Below are 19,303 nucleotides of genomic sequence, written 5' to 3'. Positions count from 1 at the left end.
GGTCTTTAGGGCGGGGGTGGTAGGATGACAAAGCAAAAGAAATATGCAATTTGGTTCGTGTGGGCATCCACTTGGCCTGCTGGTTTGGTTTACTTGTACTTGTGGTTATCCCCTGTATTTGAAGGAAGCAGAATAGAGATCGCAGCATTTATCATCCTTGCTTCGATCGTTGCTTTATTTCCGCTGCAAATCGGAGACCACCCCGTCTTTTTTACGCAGGGGATTGCATTTGCCGTTTTTTTATATTACGGACTTTTCATAGAAATCATCGTTTCCCAAACAGCGATTTTAGCATTGATGGCTAAAATGAGGATTGGAAGAACCAATCTGCACCGTTTACCGATCAATTTGTTTATGTTTCTACTGATTTCCGTAGTATCTGCTGGCCTTTATTATGCTCTTGGGGGCACACACGGCCCTTCCGCTGTGAATGATATAGGCGATGCACTTCCTATTGTGAGTTATGCACTCTCACAAATTATTCTCAACCAGTTTTCCATAACTTTCGTAGCCAAAGTTCTTTATCGTAAAGAGATGAAATGGCTCGATAAAGGTTTTGCCTGGGAAGTGTTAACATCAAGTCTTGTCCTGCCTGTCGGCTTTATCCTTTATATGGTTTTTTCAGAATTTGGTATCAGTGGGATTTTCTTTGTCGGCATTCCTTTTATTTTTATTTCCGGCATGCTGATGCTTTACCATAACAGCAATCAAGTGAATACCTATTTAAAAAAGACGAGTATCATCGGCCATGAGCTGACAGGAAAGCTCGGAGTGAAAGAAGTGCTGGATATTTTCGTCGATCGATTGAGCGAACTCCTTCCGGTGGACTATATCTATGTTTATGATGTGAATAAAAAGAAACGGATGGAGCTGATCCGTTTCTTTGATCGATCGGGAGAAATCGATTTTCCAAACATCCAACTATCCAGAGGACAAAGCATAAGTGGCAACACATGGTTGGAGGGAAAGAGTGTCTTCTATAAAAAGAAATCGGAATGGTCACACTTAGAGAATCAATATACCCCGGGTCGTGCTGAAACCGTTTTGTCTGTACCCGTGGAGAGGAATGGAGAAATTGTTGGGATCATTACCATTTATTCCATTAAAAAGCGTGCTTTTTTACAATTTCAGTTCATGATTTTAAATATACTAGGCAACTATTTAGGTGTGGCGATAGATAATGCCAGACACTATGAGAAAACGAAAGCAGAGAGTGAGCGTTGTGCTCTTACTGGCTTATACAATTATCGTTATTTTGAAGACTACATTGTGAACGTTTTTGAAATCAATCAGCGTCAAAAAAATAGACATCCCGTCTCCCTCGTATTATTGGATATTGATCATTTTAAGCGTGTAAACGATACTTACGGACATGAAAGTGGCAATGAGATCCTTGCTTCGCTGGCGGAGAGAATACAAGAGGCGTCAGCTGGACGAGGGACACTTGCGAGGTATGGGGGAGAAGAATTTGTCCTGCTTTTGCCGGGTTATTCCGAGAATGAAGCAGTAGAAGTAGCTCATTCCATACGAGCGGGTATTATTGAAAAACCTTTTGATTCATTTGTCCATATGCATGACTCACAAGAACCCGTCTCTATTTCCGTAACGGCGAGTATAGGAGTAGCTACGTGCCCTGACCATTGTGAAGAAGCTTTCGATTTAATTCGTCAGGCGGATCGGGCGATGTACATCGGCGCGAAACAGAAAGGCAGAGATCGCGTGGCCAGTTATAAAGAACTGATTCAAACTGTTCAATGATTAGAATTGGACAGTTTTTTTGTGTGATTCGTAGGTAATTTGTCGAATTATCCCAGGACAAAGTCCTATATTTACGATATAATTTTGATAATAGATGCCAATTGGAGGAGAAGGCGGATGCCGGATTTCAGGAAGGAAGAAGCATTTTCGCTAGTAGAAGTGGTCGTAGCTATGGCCTTGCTGCTTGTCATATTCATTGTATCGACACAAATCGTCATGAATACGCTGACACAATCGAATACGATTAATGAGGACTTTACGACGATGGAAATAGCTGATGGGGTACTGAAAGCCTATCAATCTAAATCTCTGGAAGATTTGGACGATAAAAAAGGCAAGGGGGAAATGGTCGTGAACATCCCTGATCTGCTGGAATTGCCATCTGCTGCAAATATCGACCAGTATGAAGGCCGAGTGCTGGTGACAGAACCTGATAAGACTGGTTTGAGTAACTATTTAACGAAAATCGTCGTTACGGTATCGACAAATCGTAAAGAGACTCAAATAGAAGGATATGTGGAACGATGAACATGAAAAGTGAAAAAGGAATGACTTTAGTAGAGCTCCTTGCAGTCGTCAGTCTCTCAATGATCGTTATGGTGGCCGCTTATCATGCCTTTTACTTTGTCACAGGTGCCGTGGAAACCTCTTCTGCAAAAACTGAAATTAGAAAAGAAGCGAATATACTCCTCTTAAGTTTAGAAGAAAACTTGATGAATGTGGATGAGGTTGAACCCACAAACAACCTGACGGGAACTTTTCAAGCTTTCACCGCCACTTCCACTCATTTAGGTGACATGGATGAAGATTCAACGTTTACTTACATAGATGAAACAACAGATGTTTCCATTCAGAATGGTCATTTACTTATAGATGGAATTCAACAAAATAGTGAAGATATGGACTTATCCAATACAACGTTCGAGTTGGATGGCAGTAAACTGACCGTCCTTTTAGAAATTTCTAAAGAAAATACAGATGAAACGTACAGTCTGGTTAAAATCTTCCGCTTAGGGACGGAGTGATGTTAATGAGAAACCTTCGTAAAAATGAAGACGGTTATGTTCTTGTTACTGTTCTTATCATGTTCGTCATCTTCAGTATTTTAGGCTTGAGTTTGATGAGCTATACCATTGGTTCTCAGCAGTTTTCTTCCGCGAATACCGATTTTATCGAGACGAAAGCGGAAGCTGAAATGACCGTGCAGGAATCAAAGGCTCAGATTATGAAAGGTATCGATGAAATCAATGATGATTTGACTGAAGCGACCCCTGGTCTAGGTGGAGTGATCAGCAGAATTAATCGTGTGATTCATCAGGTTGAGAACGAGTTAGGTGAGGAAGGGATTATTAGGAAAAGGATTCTCAAAGATGGCGAGAACGGTGTTTTTCTACAAAGGATTGATCTAGAGGTTCCTGTAGAAGATTCAAGTAAAACGCTGGTCCGCACTTTTACGGTTTCTACGATTGCTGATGTATTCAGGTACGGAGCTGTAACTCCAGGAAATATGCGCTTAAACGGAGCTCCTTTTATTAAAGGGGATGTATTTGTTGGAAATGATTTAAGGTTACATAATCAAGCATATTTCATTTCTGGGTATGGTCGATGGGCGAATACCTCCTACCCATCGATCCAGGGGGACTTGTCGGTAAAGGGACGGTATGAGAGCCCGGGGTGGTTTTGGAATTGGAGACTATCAGAACAGGACTTGGACTCTTACTTTGAGATTAAACCTAGAATAGTAGATGAACACCCTGATGTGGCCCCGTTAGAAGTATTAGACTACATCAGGGGAAAAAGAAACGATCCAATGGGCGATATCACATCAAGAGCGTATCCTGGCAACATGAAAGAGATTGATGGTTATCAGGTTATTAAAAAAGGTTATGAAAGACAGGGGAAATCTCCAAAAGCTCCTGATCGGTTTTATGGCGATACCTATATACGTGGGGATTTGAAATTACACGGGTCCCATTTGAAGGTAGATGGAAATTTAATCGTGGACGGTAATCTCACTATTGAACCCCAAGGAAACGAGGATTCTTCTATCACCGTTGATGGTTCCATTTATGTCCATGAGAATGCGGACTTAACTGGAACGGTTACATTGCCAGAAGATCGATTCATGTATATTAATGGCTATCCTAAAAACGGGAATTGCAATGGAAATAACTCTCACAACAATAAATGCGGGGTTTACATAAGTGATCTCACCTTTCAGGGAAGTCTTTACACAAATCATGAAGTTGATATAAGGGAAGATTTGAATATGAACGGGACTCTTTATACTCGTTTGGGTGGACGAATAGAAAACTTGTCTAATGAAAGCGGCGGTACACTCGTTGTGGTAAGTGAAGGAGAATTAAGAATTGCCAACAATAATTTGTATAACAGTGAACCGAAAGTTATCAATGCATTCTTTTATACGAATAGTGACTTGGATATCTATGGGGTTGGCTCTAACTTGAAAATTCGTGGAGGTGTATATGGAAGGAATGTAACGTTAAATGCCGTTAAAGGTTCCACCAGTGATGAGTATTTTGCTGGTTCTACTAATTTCTCAAGTAGTAGTGACCCCTTGTATGTAGAGAAGAATCAGGATTCTCTAAGTCCTCAATCATCCAGGTTGACCATAGAGTATGCTCAGGAGCTTATTCTTAACCCGCCTGAAGGTATACCTACGGTCGATAAAGTCACAGTAAAAGAAATCGATCAACACTTTTACAGTCCATGAAGGGAGGAAATAAATGAATGACAGATCTACTTGTATGGTTCGTAACGGTTGGTGTCGCATTGATTGTTTTGCGGTATATTCCTATGAACCTGCCTATGAAGGGCCGGATGATCGTGTGGCTCACAGGATCATTGATTAGTTCATTAGCGCTATTAGCTACGATCACCTATACGTTCTGGATGGGAATTCTAGCCGCGCTTGTCCTTGGGGTTGTGTTTGCCGTATTTCTGCAGGAAAAAGCTCCTCGGGCATTTGCAGTCGGACAAGAGACTACAGAAGAATCATCAGATGAGAAAAAGATTCCTCCTCAAATGGAAGACTATGAGAATCGGTACCGTAACGACAATGATGACGAACACCTTATAGAAGATGACGAGTTATCAGGGAGACAGACGGATAAAGGGCCTGTTCAGGATGAGAATTTCCCACAGGAAAATCCTGAAAAGAAAGAAGAAGGAATTCTCGTTCCTGAAACAACTGAGGTGGAACGTTCAAAATCAAGCGATTCTAAAGATAACTTGGATGAGTATGAAGAGCCCATTCAAGAAGAGGAATCGCATGATGGCTTCTATATAGAAGATGTAAAAATGCAGGGAGATGTGTTCGGATGGGCCGGCGATGATGAATCTTTGTTATTAGATGAAGAACTTTCACGGTTACGAATGGAAGAACAAAGTGTAGTAGATGGAGAGAAATTTGAGGATTCCGAAGAGGTTACAGAAGAAGAGTTAATGGCGGGAAGAAATCTCCAATTGGATATGGAAGAACACGGTCCAAAAGATAAAGTTTCCAAGTCTGAAAAGCTTCCACGTGTTAAAGAGGATACACAAGAAAGCATTGTGGAGGATGATTTAGAATCTGAAGAAGAAATCATAAATGAAATTTACGAATCAACAAATTCTGACAATGATATTACCCGGGAAATGAGCGATCAGGATGAAGGAATGTCTGTAGATCATCAGGAAGTTATCCTATCCCCACACACATATCAAAATTTGGATGCGGATAAGGAAGATGATGAGGATAGCCTTGCACTTGAGGAAGGTCAAGTTGATGAATTGTTTGCCGATGGAGCGTTAAGGAAGAAGCTGCTACAGTTGTTGATTGAGAAGATTGAATATATGGAAGGGCAAATGACAGGAGTAGAGTATGAGGATTATGTGAAAGCTCATCTATCTGAGCAATTACCGGATCTTGAATACTACTCCGTCTCCAAGTACCTGGTCAAGTATTATATCAAATACGAGAAAACAGGTGAACTGGAACTGTTTATAGGTGAATTGATTAATAAGTTCGCCTCTTACCCTCTGCTCGTCGAAGAGTTAAGTTATGTGCTTCACCAGCAAGTTCAATATACAAAATAATGATGGGTGTGTAGGATGACATGAAAAAAAGCGTAGAAATTATCGGGTTTCCGATTATCAGTATCTCTGCCGGTGAAGAGATTGGCCGAGTGAAGTCAATGGTTATTAATCCGGAAAAAGGATCGGTAGATTTTTTGACGGTGGAGCATGAAGATTGGCAAGTGAGTGTGAAGGCGATTCCATTCCAAAAAATAATCGGGATTGGAAAATTTGCGATTACGGTTGAAAGCACGCATTCCATTTTGGATTTGAATGAGATTCCCATTGCAAACCAATTGATTAATAAGAAGGTTTCTATTATAGGATCTCAAGTCATGACTCGAGTCGGAGAGTTAGTGGGGGAAATTACAGAGTACGATGTGAATGAAAAGAATGGACAAATTACTTCTGTAGATGTGCGAGCAGGTAATCAAGATAACTTTGAAGTTTCTTCTGAATATATCATTACCTATGGTGAAAACCTGTTGATTCTGAACGAAGAGTTTTCAACAAGAAAAGAGGAAACTGGCGATGTGGAGGAAAAGGCCTCACAAGTGGAAACAAAGAAAACCATTCATTTCTCTACAACGGCTAACCAGAAGCGTATAGATGATCTTGATCGCAAGCAGGATGAACTATTGGAAGGGAAACAGGCAACAAAAGATATCGTGAACTCCCAGGGTGAGACCGTTGTCACAGAAGGTGCAGTTTTAACTAAAGACGGAATTGATCAATTGAAGAGGTTCGGTCCGAGTGTCATGGTTGAATTGAGCATGAATGTGAAGTGATTCCTTAGGATTTATAGGAGGTGTTCCTAATTGAAACAAATACCGAACCTTAAATTGATTTCATTGGTAGTTGCTGTTGGGATGAGTATGTTTCTTTTTACGATGGGAAGTTCAGCGGCTATTCAATATGTCACTACCGGAGAACGCCTCCCGGAGAATACCGTTATTGCTTCCGTCAATGTATCAAAGAAAAGTAAAGAAGAAGCGGTACAACTGTTGGATGAAAAAGTACAGCATTGGAAAGATAACCAATCGATTATTGTGAAACTGGATGGAAAAGAACTCGCTGTTGATCCGGGAATGCTCCAATTTAATGTAGTTGAAACGGTTGAACAAGCTATCCAAACAACCAATCGAGATCTGCAAATCACCATTGATGAGTCTTATGTGTCGGACATGAAGTCTCATATGAATGATTTACTGGCTTCTGAATTTTCTCAGGAACAATTCATTGAAACTGTGAAAAGGGATGCAGCACAATTGGGTGATTCCCGTTTAGAGTATCTCGCCTATGATTTTGTAAAAGGGGATACAGCTTCGCTCTACGAGAGCATAGGTGAACAGACGCTCGCCGTTCCACAAGAAACGAGCATGGACCGAGCTGAGAAGTTATTTGAAGGAAAAGAGCTTGAAGACGGGGCAGTCTTTTCCTTCAACTATTGGTTAAATAATGATGGGGTTTACGATGAAGTTTCCCTGGATGTACTGGCCTCTGCCATCTATGGAGCTAGTGTGAATGCCGGGATGATCATCCAGGAAAGACATATCAGCCACCGGTTACCAGAATACGCAGAACTTGGCATGGAAGCGAATGTGGATCTTAACCAAGATCAGGATTTGAAAGTGTACAACCCTTTTTCAGGAGACTATCAACTTTCGGTAAGTGTAGAAGCTGGAAATGTGGAGGTTCAATGGATGGGATATCCGACAGCCTCAGATTACCATGTCCAAGTGTTAGAACGTGAAGAAATATCTCCTAAAACAATCATCCAATATTCTTCTCTTGTCCAAAGGGGGACATTCAATCTTTTACAAGAAGGTGAAAATGGCGAGCTTGTCTCGGTCTATCGTGTGGATCGATCTTTATCCGAAGAAGTGAAGGAGTTCATTTCTGAAGACTATTACCCGCCGGTAGCTAGAGTGGAGGAACACCCGCCTGGTATGGAAGAAGGCCTTGGAGACGATTCAGACTCTGTAAAAGAAGAAAGTAGCTCTCATTCAAAAAATGGAAAAAATGATACCGACAAAGATGATAGTGAACGGGACGCCAAAAATCCCGAATCCTTGCAAAAGAATGAGGATGGCATTTGGGAGGTTGTTCCTAAAGATGAATCTAAGTAATGGACAAAAAGGGTGAGCCGGCCATGATTAAGAGAAAAAGATTAGGTGATTTGTTAAAAGATGCGGGGATTATTGAAGAGAACCAGATTCAAGAAGCGTTGGATAGTAAAAAGCCGGACCAGAAGCTGGGGGATGTTCTTGTAGAAAAGGGTTATGTGACGGAAAAGCAACTGATTGAAGTCTTGGAATTTCAACTGGGGATTCCGCATGTTTCTTTGTTTCATTTTCCCATTGACCCTCATGTGATTACGATCGTAAGCAAAGACTTTGCTATTCGTAACCTCCTGGTTCCTATTCAGCGAAAAGGCGAGGCACTGACAGTAGCTATGGCGGATCCGATGGACTATTTTTCGATTGATGATTTGAAGATTTCCACAGGGTTCAAAATTTCCCCGGTTATTGCGACGAAGCATGAGATCCTTCAGGCCGTTAACCGTCATTACAATTTGAATGATACTAGTCTTGTGGAAAATGCAGAGGATACGGAAGAAGCGCCTGCCATTAAACTAGTGGACCAGTTACTTCAGGCAGGTGTCCAATTGAAATCAAGCGACATCCATATCGATCCCCAGGAATCGCGGGTTTTAATCCGTTACAGAATTGATGGGGTTTTAAGAACAGAACGAACATTACCCAAGTCCTTCCAAAACAGTTTGATTGCCCGTGTGAAAATTATGGCTAACCTCAATATTACAGAAAACCGCCTGCCGCAGGACGGTCGTATCAAGACGAATGTCGATCGGTCTCCCGTTGATTTGAGAATTTCAATCCTTCCTACGGTGTACGGGGAGAAAATCGTGATCCGAATTCTTGATCTTTCAAATGCTTTGAGTTCAATCGAAGACCTCGGATTCAACAAATTGAATGCTCAAAAATATAAACAATTGATTGAACAACCTTCTGGCCTGATCCTGATTACAGGTCCGACGGGTTCTGGGAAATCTTCTACTTTATATGCCTCCTTGAATCGTTTGAATACAGACGATGTCAATATTATTACCGTAGAAGACCCTGTAGAGTATCAAATCGAAGGGCTGAACCAGGTGCAGGTGAATACATCTATCGGCCTGTCTTTCTCGAAAGGACTCCGTTCGATTTTACGTCAGGACCCTAACGTTGTCATGGTCGGTGAGATCAGGGATTCGGAAACAGCGGAAATTGCCATTCGAGCTTCTTTGACCGGGCATTTGGTTTTAAGTACGTTACATACGAACAGTGCTATTGCTACGATTCCTCGTTTGTTCGATATGGATGTGGAACCTTATCTCGTTGTTTCTTCTCTCTCAGGTGTGGTTGCTCAAAGGTTAGTCAGAAAAATATGCCGTGATTGCAGACGGTCCCACGACATTACGGAAATGGAGAAAAAACAGTTTCAAAAACGTGGAATGACGGCAGACACAATATACAAAGGAGCGGGCTGTGACAGCTGTCAAAATACAGGGTATCGAGGTCGGATGGCTATTCAGGAAGTGTTAGTCATTGATGATGAAATCCGTACGATGATGATGAACAACGGAAGTATGGACCAAGTCCGGAGGTACGCATTGAAGCAGGGGATGCTTTTCTTATTGGATGATGGTTTGTTGAAAGTGAAGCAGGGATTGACGACGTTAGAAGAAGTGCTTCGCGTCGCAAAAGTCGACTAGCGAGGTGGTAAGACATGAAAGAAACATTTGATCAGCTCCTGACGGTTGCCAACGAATATGAAGCCTCTGATATTCATTTAACCGTCGGGGTGCCTCCGATTTTCAGAATACATGGTCAGTTAAGGAAGTACGGAAAAAATCCGCTGAAACCGGCAGATACAAACGGGATGGCGGAGGCGATCTTATCTGAGGATTTACATAAACAGTTGATCAGCAACCGTGAAGTGGATGTATCCTACGGGATTGCGGGAGTTTCGAGGTTTCGTATCAATATTTACTATCAAAGAAACTGTCTCTCGATGGCTGTCAGGATTGTACCACGGGAGATTCCTACGATCGAAGATCTGCACATGCCGCAAGTGTTGAAAAAAATAAGCAGCTATGCGCAGGGGCTGGTACTTGTTACAGGGCCTACAGGTTCAGGGAAGTCTACAACACTCGCTTCCATGGTTGATTATATTAACCAATCCGCCCGCAAGCATATCATTACCCTGGAAGACCCGATTGAGTACACCCATAATCACAAAAACTGCATTGTGGATCAGCGTGAAGTCGGGTTTGATACGAGGAATTTTGCCAATGGTTTACGCTCTTGTTTACGTCAGGACCCTGATGTCATTCTGGTTGGAGAACTGAGGGATTTTGAGACGATTTCAACTGCCCTGACGGCTGCAGAGACCGGTCATCTTGTATTCGGCACCTTACATACGACCAATGCTCCGGACACCATCGATCGAATCATTGATGTTTTTCCACCAAACCAGCAGGGCCAGGTGAGGGTACAGCTCGCAAATGTTCTGCAAGCGATCGTTTCTCAGCGCTTATTCCGCCGTTTGGATAAAAAAGGGAGACGGGCTGCGGTTGAGATTCTGCTAAATACACCGGCGGTCAAAAATTTGATTCGAAATGAAAAGATTCATCAAATTGAAAATGTCATGCAGACATCCCGGGCACAGCAAATGCAAACCTTGGAGATGTCAATCCAGGAATTGCTGAAAGAGAAAGTCATTGATGAACGGGATGCGGCTCCATATTTAAGAGAAGGGGGCTTATAGCATGCCTTACTATTCCTATCGAGGGCGCAGTCTGCTTGGCAAAGTTCAAAAGGGAAGACTGCGTGCAAATTCCAGAAAAGAAGCCGTCAAGTCATTAAAAGACCGGGGTATGACGATCACGGAGATTAAAGAAATCGATAGTATCTTTCTGAAGGACATCCAAATAGGCAGTCCGGTAAAGTCTAAGGATTTTGTCATTTATCTGAGGCAGTTTTCAACGCTCATGAGAGCCGGAATTTCCTTGCTTGAATCGACTAAAATTCTTGCAAAACAATCCAATAGCCGGGCGTTAAGTGAAGCGCTCTATGATATCAGTGAGCAATTAGAGAGTGGACGTTCTTTTTCTGACGCAGCAAGCTCTCATTCGAAAATCTTTTCAAACTTATTCATCAATATGGTACGGGCGGGTGAAGTTGGTGGGAATCTTGATGATATCCTGGAACGTTTAGCTGTTTATTACGAAAAACAATACGACACAAGGCAGAAAATCATATCTGCTCTAACCTACCCGCTTGTGGTCGGTCTAATAGCGATTGGGATTGTAATTTTTCTATTAACCTTCGTTGTACCAAGGTTTGCAGGTATGTTCGATACGATGGGAGGAGAGCTGCCCTGGATTACTCAGCTTACACTTGGCCTGAGCCAGTTTTTCCAGAGCTTCTGGTATGTGGCCGTCCTTCTACCTGCGCTTTTCATGGTCACTTTTAAACTGGTCGTAGACAGGAATCCAAAGCTGCAGTATACCGTTGATGTAATGAAGCTTAAAATTCCTGTTTTCGGTCCGTTGATCCAAAAAGCCGCTCTAGTTCGAATGACAAGTACATTGAGTTCGTTGATGAACAGCTCCGTCCCTATCTTAAAGTCCCTGCAAGTGACACAAAACGTCGTAGAAAATAAAGTGGTCGAACGAGCAATCATGAATAGCTATCAATCGCTGGAAAAAGGAAACAACCTTTCCGATCCATTGCGGCAATACCCCATTTTCCCGCCCCTGGTCATCCAAATGATGGCTGTAGGTGAGGAAACCGGATCGCTTGATTACATGCTTTCAAAAGTAGCTGAATTCTATGAATCAGAGCTCGAATATACTACGGACCGATTAAAGACGCTGATTGAGCCACTAATGATCTTAGTCCTCGCACTCGTGGTCGGAGGGATTGTAGCGGCAATCGCGGTGCCGATGTTTTCGATCTTCGATACCATTAATTAAGAATTTGTAAGAATGTGCAAAAATACTAGTTTGATCACCAAGTATCCTTTATAATGAACATAGGACCTTTTGCTAGTGAAAAAAGTAGCACATATCCATTAGCAGAAAATCGAAAGTACTACAAAAAGGAGAGGGAAAATGAAGAAGTTAAGAGAAATGTTGAAGAATGAGAAAGGTTTCACGTTGATTGAGCTTTTGGCTGTTATTGTTATTTTGGGGATTATTGCTGCTATTGCTATTCCTTCTATTGGAAGTTTGATAGCTAATACAGAAGATGATGCACACGATGCTAACGCTTTGTCTCTAATTGAATCAGCAAGGTTAGCTCATGTTAGTGGAGATATCGGTACTGGTGATGTACAAGCTAGTGCATTAGTTACAGCAGGTTATTTGGATGAAGTACCCTTGAATCCAGAAACTGATTCTGCTTACTCAAGTGCTTCAGTTAACATTGCAGAAGCAGGTAATGGATCATTAACTTATTCTGTCACTTTAGGTGATACTGATATCACTGGTTTGACCAAAGCAGAAATTACAGGTGGTTCTGAGGAAATTGAAGAAACTGAAGGAGAAAATGGCTCAAATTAATTAAATAAGGTATAGTGGCCTCAATTTATGTTGAGGCCTTCTCTAACAAATTTATTAAGGAGAAAAATATGGAATTACTGCAAGCATTAAATATATTTGTAACCGGTATTATTCTAGGTTCATTCTTAAACGTTGTCGGTCTACGCTTACCAAAAAACATCCCATTCACAACCTCGCGCTCAGCTTGCCCACACTGTACCACTCCTTTACAAGAAAGAGATCTGATCCCTCTATTTTCTTACCTCATATCCAAAGGTAAATGTAGACATTGTCAGCTTTCAATCTCAATTACATACCCCCTCATTGAGCTGATTACGGGCTTCCTGTTTTTATTAGCATACATAAACCTGGGCTTATCATTGGAATTTGCAGGCGCAATTCTATTGATATCTTTAGCGGTTGTAGTAACAGTGAGTGACATAAACTACATGCTTATACCAAATAAACTTTTGTTATTCTTTGCGCCAAGCTTTATCATCTTCCGAACACTCCATCCGTTGCAGCCATGGTATGACTCCATATATGGCGCTCTAGCCGGCTTTGGGATCATCTTTGTGATTATAGTCCTTAGTAAAGGTGGCATGGGAGCGGGAGATATGAAGCTTTTGGGAACGTTAGGGATCCTTTTGGGTTTAAAGTTAACGTTGCTAACTTTATTTTTAGCCACTTTAATTGGTACGGTTGTCAGCTTGACATTGTTGAGCTTCAAAGTTATAGGAAGGAAAGATCCCTTTCCTTTCGGCCCATCGATTGTGATGGCTGCGGTCATCAGTTACCTTTTTGGATTTGATTTGCTGCAATTTTATTTTGAAACATTTTTCTTAGGAGGAGGGGAGACCATTGTTTCGTTTTTTTAATACCAGTGGTCGAGTGAATTTTGTAATCAAAAATCATTGCATTCGCTATGTGTATTCGAAGTCCGGCCATGCGGGTGAAATGGATGATATGGGTGAAATTGTTCTTCCTCCTCACGTGATGGAGGACGGGAAAGTCAAAGATGCCAGTGAGCTTACTAGAATCGTTGACAACTTCGTTGAGAATAAGGGCTGGAGCAAAAAAACACTTTATTTTACGGTGCCGGATCACTCGGTTGTTGTCCGTCCTTATGATGTACCAGTTCATCTGAAGGACGATGAAATCAAAGGGTATTTATATATGCAATTGGGGGAAACCCTCCATCTCCCTTTCGATGACCCTGCCTTTGATTATAGTGTCCTTGGTGAAAAGGGGGAGTATAAAAAGCTGCTTCTGTTCTCTTTTCCGGAAGAGCAGATTCGAATGCTGGATCAGGTGTTCAATGGTGCCAAGCTTAAAACGAAAGCGGCTGATATTAGTGCCCTGTCTATTTATCGTTTGTATGAGTATTTGGAATTGACTTCAGAAGGAGAACACTTACTATTGATTGACTGGAATTTGGATGGGTGTGTACTGACGGTCTTTAACGAACATGTACCAGCATTTATCAACCACACTAGAAGTCCGCTATCCATGACATTATGGAAAAGGGAAAACGGTCACTATCTTTGGCAGGGAAATGATGAAGGTCCAATTGAATTTACTTACGACCAGATAAACGAAGTGGAAAGAATTATGGACTTTTATCGATTCTCTGTGATGAATGGTGAAGCCTCGGTTTCTAAGGTCCTTCTAACAGGAGATTGGCCGGAGAATGAACGGGTAAAGGATTTGCTTGAAGAAAAAGGGATACAGGTCGCTGCTTTGAAGGATGCAGACGTTTTCCTGGAATCAAACCAAACTTCCAGTGCTGAATATATGGATGCCATTGGTTTAGCGATTAAGCCATAAAGGACAAAGGCAGGGGATGAGAAAATGATAGTGGAAATTAATTTATTGGAACAAAAAGAAAAGAGAAATATTCTGCCATACATAGCTGTCGCTTTCTTCGCTCTCCTTTTATTCATTATGGCTATCGTGTTCCATGCACAAAAGACAACTTTGGTTAATGAATCTTCTCGATTGGATGAACAGATTTTGCAGGTGCAGAGGGAACAGGAAAACTTGGCCGGCCCATCTGAAGGTGACGGGACGGAAAGGGAACAGTTGAAAAGTTCTCTCCAGGAGCTGAAAAGCACGGTTGTACCTACGGGTCCTGTTGTGGAAGGACTTGTATCGCTGCTTCCTGAGCGAGGTTTTTTTGAATCCTTTGCTTTAACCAGTGCCTCGGAAGTTAACGTGAATGTAAGGTTTGACACAATTCAGGATGCGGCGAAATATACCCATACACTCCTTCAACAATCGTTCATCTCTGATGTTAAATTAGCAGGTGTGGAAACGGATGTGGTGGACGATACAGAGGACCTGTACGATTATCAACCGCGGTATATTGCCAGTTATTATATCGTTCTCGAAGAAGCTACGCTTGCAGCTGAGGGGGTGTCTATCCAATGAAAATTGAATGGAATCGCCGGATTTTATGGATCATCATGGCAGGTTTTTTTCTTATCATTGCGTTTTACATACTCGGTCAAAGAGTTTTTCTGACTCCCTACAAGGAGCAGGTGGCAGAGCAGGAAGACAGTTTAGCGCAGGAACAAAAAATTCTTTCTGCCATAGAGAGTAACAAGGAAGAAAGTAAAAGAGAACAAATCCTCACTTCACGAACGATTCAGCAACAATTACCAGTCGTTCCTCTCATCGACCAATTGTTGATCGGTCTTGACCGGGCAGAGAATGCTTCAACAAGCTTGATCAACAGTATTAGTATTGCTGATTCAGAGTCATCTCTAACGATAAAAGAACCAGAAGATGAGTTCGTAGATAAAGGTGGAAATAACGAGGAGGCAGAAGGTTTAGATACAGAGGTTGATAAGCCCATAGACGATGAGGCGGAGCAACTGATTGAAGGGCTTCATACCCTTCAGTTCACAGTCGATGTGACGTCCGAAAACTATGATGAAATGCTCGGTTTTATAAAAGAGATTCAATCTTTATCACGAGTAGTACAGATTGAGTCGGTGCAGTTTGACGCTCCTGAAAATGAGAATGAACTTGGCTATTCCATCGTCATGAATAGCTATTATCAGCCATTATATGCCGAACTCGCTAATGAAGCACCCCAATACCATTATGGGGGGAGTCCGAATAAGGTAGATCCTTTTGCTATGGAACAATGGGAAAACATGAGTCCATCTGTGTCTAAAAATACAGAGGAAGAAAAGACATCGGTTGAAGAACAGCGGCACTTTGTAGATGAAGAAGAGGAGGAAACACCTGATTCAGAAGCTGAGAGCCAGTTGTAGCCAAAATTGTCGAAGGGCTACTGACAAATTTCAGCGTCCTTTTTAAAACTGCTGTGATAGGGTTGGAACAAACCTTGCAGGAGTGATCAAACCATGGATTCCAAAAATAAGATCTCCATTTCATTTCGAAACGAACATCAGCAGGAAACGAAAAATGAAGTTGTTCGGACACAAAAGGAACAAGCCGCTGCCGTAGAGGAAGATAAGGAAGATGAACGTCCCGCTACCCGGGTGTATCACATTCCTTTTAAAAAGAAACGCTTTTCTCAAACTCCAGTCAGGCCGTTGATCACTACAGCTCTGACTGCCCTTTTTGTCAGTCTTGGTTTAGGTTTCCTGCTTCTTCGTATGTTTGTATCTTTAACGGATTCATCCACGACAGGATCCGAAGCCGTACCTGCGTCTGGGGAAGCGAATCCAAACACGGAAGTGGTCACTTCCCAGGAAGAGGCGGTTTCGGATCTCCCGAGTGGTCCTACACAAACGTTTGAGACGTATATCGTTCAAGCGGGTGCCTTTTCAACTGAGGGGAAGGCTGATGAGTGGCAGAGCAAATTAACGGCTCTGCTTGTGCCCTCGATGGTCTGGCAAAGGGATGGTCAATATTTCTTGTTTGTTGGGAGTGCTCCGAATAAACAGGAAGCGGATCAGATTGCTGGGCGCCTTGCCGGAAAAAGCATAGATACTTATGTGAAGCCTTTTGTTGTAACGATTGATAAAGAAATCCCCACAGAGTTGACCACGGCCATTGAAACACATGAAATGACAGGGTTGTCTGAGAATGAAAGAAAAAATCTTATGGATGAAGTCGGCGAGAGTACATTACTTGGACAAGCTTTAAAGGAATGGGAATCCCAGGATGATACGAATATCAACTGGTTAAAAGTTGCTCAGTCATTAGAATAAGGAAAACAGCACGTGATATTCTATGAAAAAGAGAGTTTTCTTAATTGAAAACTCTTTTTTTATATCTTTTTCTTATAGAAAATGATGTTTTCTATAATCCTCGGCTCATTAAAAATCTTGTACTATAGGAAGAGCCCCATGTTTAGAAAGGATGATATTGGAATGATGCGCTTAGTTTTAGGATCACAGTCTCCAAGAAGAAAGGAACTGCTTGAGCTTGCCGGGTATGAGTTTGATATCCGTCCATCCAACGCTGATGAGGTGATTGAGGAAGGGATGTCCCCCGAAGAAGCTGTCCTCCATTTAGCTAGGATGAAGGCTGAAAACGTAGAGGTCGAGGAAAGTGAAGTGCTTCTTACTTCGGATACTGTTGTAGTTAACAATGGCGGAATCCTTGGGAAACCGAAAAGTGAGCAGGAAGCAAGGAAGTATTTAAGTTCTTTAAGTGATACGACCCACGAGGTTTATACAGGGGTTTGCCTAAAGGCAAACCGGACGGTGGATATGTTCCATGTTAAAACAGAAGTCACCTTTTACAAGTTGTCAGAAGAGGAGATCGATGCTTATATCGAGACGGGAGAGGCCTGGGATAAGGCGGGAGGATACGGCATCCAGGGGAAAGGATCCTTGTTCGTTGAAAAAATCCATGGAGACTATTACAGTGTCGTGGGTCTTCCACTGTCACGAGTCGCACGGGAACTTAAGAGGTTAGGCATCTTCCCTGGTTAATTCCTTCTTTCATGGGGACATAGAAGGAAAGGATGCGAATCATTGACCCAGACGAGTATAATGATCAAAGATGTTCCGAGGGAGGACCGGCCGAGAGAGCGCTTGATTGAGCTCGGAGCTTCCCATCTATCAAATCAGGAATTGTTTGCTATATTGCTAGGAAGTGGAACGAAACGCGAGTCCGTGATGGAGCTCTCCAATCGGCTCCTTGTCCATTTTGAAGGGATCATGCTTCTTAAGGATGCAACCATTGAAGAGCTTACAGCCATTCGTGGGATCGGAGCGGCTAAAGCCGTTCTGCTCCTGGCAGCGATCGAATTAGGCAAACGGATGCAGAAGATGAAACCTGTGGAACGGTATATGATCAGAAGTCCGGAAGATGGGGCGGACTTTATCATGGAAGAAATGAGAGATTTAAAGCAGGAGCACTTCATCTGTTTGTTTTTGAATACGAAGAACCAGGTCCTTCATAGACAAACCATCTTTATCGGCAGCTTGAATGCTTCGATTGTCCACCCGAGAGAGGTGTTCAAAGAAGCGGTAAAGAGGTCTGCCGCCTCTATCATTTGTGCCCATAACCATCCTTCCGGGGATCCCACTCCATCCCAAGAAGATATTCAAGTCACACGCAGGTTGAAAGAATGCGGGAAGATGATTGGCATCGAATTACTGGACCATCTTGTCATCGGTGATCGTAAATTCATTAGTCTTAAAGAAAAAGGCTATTTGTAACACTATCTATTTTTGTGGATTTTTCGTATAATTGAATAGATGAAAAAGAAAAAGCGCCATTTATAGGATTTCCTTATAAATAGGCGCTTCTTCTAATCATGATTCTATATAGATGCCTAACCCCCGTTGATAGGAAAACGGGTTCTAGAAAGGAAGATATTATTGGGGATTTTTGGATTCTCTCAAGATTTAGGAATTGATTTGGGCACTGCCAATACACTTGTCTTTTTGAAAGGTAAAGGGGTCATTGTGCGAGAGCCTTCTGTTGTTGCCAAAAATACACAAACAGGTGACATTGAAGCTGTCGGAAATGATGCGCGGAACATGATCGGGCGAACGCCAGGTTACATAAATGTTATCCGACCGATGAAGGATGGCGTGATTGCTGATTACGATACAACAGCTCAAATGATGAAATATTATATAAAAAAAGCGTTAAAAACGCGTTCCTCTTTTGCAAGTAAACCAAATGTCATGGTCTGTGTACCCTCTGGCATTACGATGGTGGAAGAGCGTGCGGTCATTGATGCAACGAAACAGGCGGGAGCAAAAGAAGCCTATCCGATTGCGGAACCATTTGCGGCTGCCATCGGTGCAGGACTTCCTGTATGGGAACCAACGGGAAGCATGGTCGTTGATATTGGTGGAGGAACAACAGAAGTCGCCATCATCTCTCTTGGTGGCATCGTTACAAGTCAGTCCATTCGCGTTGCAGGGGATGAGATGGACGACAACATCATTCAACATGTACGCAAAAAATACAATTTGATGATTGGTGAGCGTACGGCTGAAGAAGTGAAGATGGAATTAGGTGGAGCAGGAGAAGTCACTGAAGTTGACGAAATGGACATCAGGGGACGAGATTTGCTCAGTGGTTTGCCTAAAACCATTACGATTCAAAGTGACGAAATTGTAAGTGCTATGAAAGATACGATTGATTCAATTATTGAAACGGTCAAAAACACCTTGGAAAAAACACCCCCAGAACTTGCGGCGGATATCATGGAACGCGGGATTGTCCTTACCGGGGGAGGAGCCTTGCTAAGGAATATCGATACAGTCATCAGCGAAGAAACAAACATGCCCGTATTTATTGCCGATAATCCTCTGGATTGTGTGGCGGTTGGAACAGGAAAGTCTTTGGAGTATATCCATCATTTCCGTTCTCAGCCGAATGTAGCAAGCCGGGCGAAAATGGAGTAGTTTAGCTCGT

At 42.3% G+C, this 19,303-nt stretch carries 19 protein-coding genes; all 19 read left to right on the top strand.

Translation table 11 applies throughout. From position 1 onward, the window contains the following. The first annotated feature begins 24 nt into the window (after positions 1-24). The 19 genes from GLW00_RS15255 to GLW00_RS15165 all read left to right on the top strand — a co-directional run bounded on the left by GLW00_RS15255 (position 25) and on the right by GLW00_RS15165 (position 19,293). Positions 25-1,758, top strand: coding sequence for a sensor domain-containing diguanylate cyclase (locus GLW00_RS15255; protein ID WP_160915484.1), 1,734 nt, complete (start codon positions 25-27; stop codon positions 1,756-1,758). A gap of 117 nt (positions 1,759-1,875) precedes the next feature. Continuing rightward, positions 1,876-2,286: a PulJ/GspJ family protein gene (locus tag GLW00_RS15250; RefSeq protein ID WP_160915483.1), complete on the top strand. Its 411-nt coding sequence runs from the start codon at positions 1,876-1,878 to the stop codon at positions 2,284-2,286. Continuing rightward, positions 2,283-2,783 (top strand): PulJ/GspJ family protein, encoded by a 501-nt coding sequence (locus GLW00_RS15245; protein ID WP_160915482.1) that lies wholly within the window; start codon positions 2,283-2,285, stop codon positions 2,781-2,783. Before GLW00_RS15250 ends, GLW00_RS15245 begins: the two co-directional genes overlap by 4 nt. A 5-nt stretch (positions 2,784-2,788) precedes the next feature. Beyond that, complete coding sequence (locus GLW00_RS15240) at positions 2,789-4,492, top strand: polymer-forming cytoskeletal protein (RefSeq protein ID WP_160915480.1); 1,704 nt, start codon at positions 2,789-2,791, stop codon at positions 4,490-4,492. A gap of 17 nt (positions 4,493-4,509) precedes the next feature. Then, positions 4,510-5,856: a hypothetical protein gene (locus GLW00_RS15235; protein WP_160915479.1), complete on the top strand. Its 1,347-nt coding sequence runs from the start codon at positions 4,510-4,512 to the stop codon at positions 5,854-5,856. Positions 5,857-5,876: 20 nt separating this feature from the next. Continuing rightward, positions 5,877-6,623 (top strand): PRC-barrel domain-containing protein, encoded by a 747-nt coding sequence (locus tag GLW00_RS15230; RefSeq protein WP_160915477.1) that lies wholly within the window; start codon positions 5,877-5,879, stop codon positions 6,621-6,623. A 30-nt stretch (positions 6,624-6,653) separates the two neighbouring features. Next, positions 6,654-7,964 (top strand): VanW family protein, encoded by a 1,311-nt coding sequence (locus tag GLW00_RS15225; RefSeq protein WP_160915475.1) that lies wholly within the window; start codon positions 6,654-6,656, stop codon positions 7,962-7,964. A gap of 23 nt (positions 7,965-7,987) precedes the next feature. Then, a complete protein-coding gene (locus GLW00_RS15220) occupies positions 7,988-9,610 on the top strand; it encodes a GspE/PulE family protein (protein ID WP_160915473.1) in 1,623 nt (540 codons plus the stop codon). A 14-nt stretch (positions 9,611-9,624) separates the two neighbouring features. Then, positions 9,625-10,665, top strand: a complete 1,041-nt coding sequence (locus tag GLW00_RS15215; protein WP_160915471.1) for a type IV pilus twitching motility protein PilT — start codon at positions 9,625-9,627, stop codon at positions 10,663-10,665. A gap of 1 nt (position 10,666) precedes the next feature. Next, positions 10,667-11,875 (top strand): type II secretion system F family protein, encoded by a 1,209-nt coding sequence (locus GLW00_RS15210; protein WP_160915469.1) that lies wholly within the window; start codon positions 10,667-10,669, stop codon positions 11,873-11,875. A gap of 138 nt (positions 11,876-12,013) precedes the next feature. Next, the gene (locus tag GLW00_RS15205; protein ID WP_160915467.1) at positions 12,014-12,463 is read left to right on the top strand and encodes a prepilin-type N-terminal cleavage/methylation domain-containing protein; all 450 of its coding nucleotides are present in this window, start codon (positions 12,014-12,016) and stop codon (positions 12,461-12,463) included. Between the two features lie 68 nt (positions 12,464-12,531). Beyond that, positions 12,532-13,320 (top strand): prepilin peptidase, encoded by a 789-nt coding sequence (locus GLW00_RS15200; protein ID WP_160915466.1) that lies wholly within the window; start codon positions 12,532-12,534, stop codon positions 13,318-13,320. Then, a complete protein-coding gene (gene pilM / locus GLW00_RS15195; protein WP_160915465.1) occupies positions 13,304-14,269 on the top strand; it encodes a type IV pilus biogenesis protein PilM in 966 nt (321 codons plus the stop codon). The genes GLW00_RS15200 and pilM overlap by 17 nt, the downstream gene beginning before the upstream one ends. Positions 14,270-14,293: 24 nt before the next feature. After that, positions 14,294-14,872: a PilN family protein gene (locus GLW00_RS15190; protein WP_160915464.1), complete on the top strand. Its 579-nt coding sequence runs from the start codon at positions 14,294-14,296 to the stop codon at positions 14,870-14,872. After that, positions 14,869-15,723, top strand: coding sequence for a hypothetical protein (locus GLW00_RS15185; RefSeq protein ID WP_160915463.1), 855 nt, complete (start codon positions 14,869-14,871; stop codon positions 15,721-15,723). Before GLW00_RS15190 ends, GLW00_RS15185 begins: the two co-directional genes overlap by 4 nt. A gap of 93 nt (positions 15,724-15,816) precedes the next feature. After that, positions 15,817-16,629 carry an SPOR domain-containing protein gene (locus GLW00_RS15180; RefSeq protein WP_160915462.1) on the top strand — a complete coding sequence of 271 codons (813 nt, stop codon included), beginning with the start codon at positions 15,817-15,819 and terminating at the stop codon, positions 16,627-16,629. A 162-nt stretch (positions 16,630-16,791) separates the two neighbouring features. Next, positions 16,792-17,358 (top strand): Maf family protein, encoded by a 567-nt coding sequence (locus tag GLW00_RS15175; RefSeq protein ID WP_160915461.1) that lies wholly within the window; start codon positions 16,792-16,794, stop codon positions 17,356-17,358. Positions 17,359-17,418: 60 nt separating this feature from the next. Then, positions 17,419-18,090: a RadC family protein gene (gene radC / locus GLW00_RS15170; RefSeq protein WP_160915604.1), complete on the top strand. Its 672-nt coding sequence runs from the start codon at positions 17,419-17,421 to the stop codon at positions 18,088-18,090. A gap of 162 nt (positions 18,091-18,252) precedes the next feature. After that, positions 18,253-19,293, top strand: a complete 1,041-nt coding sequence (locus GLW00_RS15165; protein ID WP_202412529.1) for a rod shape-determining protein — start codon at positions 18,253-18,255, stop codon at positions 19,291-19,293. The last annotated feature ends 10 nt before the right edge of the window (positions 19,294-19,303 follow it).

Origin of the sequence: Halobacillus litoralis (assembly GCF_009856445.1) — a bacterium.
GTDB classification, from domain to species: domain Bacteria; phylum Bacillota; class Bacilli; order Bacillales; family Halobacillaceae; genus Halobacillus; species Halobacillus litoralis.
Note: the sequence above shows the minus strand (reverse complement) of the source record. Positions and strands in the feature narration are given on the sequence as shown.

What these genes read in the sequence shown, in the direction of transcription:
- GLW00_RS15255 (WP_160915484.1), top strand. Translation starts at nt 25, where the DNA reads ATGACAAAGCAAAAGAAATATGCAATTTGGTTCGTGTGGGCATCCACT.
- GLW00_RS15250 (WP_160915483.1), top strand. Translation starts at nt 1,876, where the DNA reads ATGCCGGATTTCAGGAAGGAAGAAGCATTTTCGCTAGTAGAAGTGGTC.
- GLW00_RS15245 (WP_160915482.1), top strand. Translation starts at nt 2,283, where the DNA reads ATGAACATGAAAAGTGAAAAAGGAATGACTTTAGTAGAGCTCCTTGCA.
- GLW00_RS15240 (WP_160915480.1), top strand. Translation starts at nt 2,789, where the DNA reads ATGAGAAACCTTCGTAAAAATGAAGACGGTTATGTTCTTGTTACTGTT.
- GLW00_RS15235 (WP_160915479.1), top strand. Translation starts at nt 4,510, where the DNA reads ATGACAGATCTACTTGTATGGTTCGTAACGGTTGGTGTCGCATTGATT.
- GLW00_RS15230 (WP_160915477.1), top strand. Translation starts at nt 5,877, where the DNA reads ATGAAAAAAAGCGTAGAAATTATCGGGTTTCCGATTATCAGTATCTCT.
- GLW00_RS15220 (WP_160915473.1), top strand. Translation starts at nt 7,988, where the DNA reads ATGATTAAGAGAAAAAGATTAGGTGATTTGTTAAAAGATGCGGGGATT.
- GLW00_RS15215 (WP_160915471.1), top strand. Translation starts at nt 9,625, where the DNA reads ATGAAAGAAACATTTGATCAGCTCCTGACGGTTGCCAACGAATATGAA.
- GLW00_RS15210 (WP_160915469.1), top strand. Translation starts at nt 10,667, where the DNA reads ATGCCTTACTATTCCTATCGAGGGCGCAGTCTGCTTGGCAAAGTTCAA.
- GLW00_RS15205 (WP_160915467.1), top strand. Translation starts at nt 12,014, where the DNA reads ATGAAGAAGTTAAGAGAAATGTTGAAGAATGAGAAAGGTTTCACGTTG.
- GLW00_RS15200 (WP_160915466.1), top strand. Translation starts at nt 12,532, where the DNA reads ATGGAATTACTGCAAGCATTAAATATATTTGTAACCGGTATTATTCTA.
- GLW00_RS15190 (WP_160915464.1), top strand. Translation starts at nt 14,294, where the DNA reads ATGATAGTGGAAATTAATTTATTGGAACAAAAAGAAAAGAGAAATATT.
- GLW00_RS15185 (WP_160915463.1), top strand. Translation starts at nt 14,869, where the DNA reads ATGAAAATTGAATGGAATCGCCGGATTTTATGGATCATCATGGCAGGT.
- GLW00_RS15180 (WP_160915462.1), top strand. Translation starts at nt 15,817, where the DNA reads ATGGATTCCAAAAATAAGATCTCCATTTCATTTCGAAACGAACATCAG.
- GLW00_RS15175 (WP_160915461.1), top strand. Translation starts at nt 16,792, where the DNA reads ATGATGCGCTTAGTTTTAGGATCACAGTCTCCAAGAAGAAAGGAACTG.
- radC (WP_160915604.1), top strand. Translation starts at nt 17,419, where the DNA reads ATGATCAAAGATGTTCCGAGGGAGGACCGGCCGAGAGAGCGCTTGATT.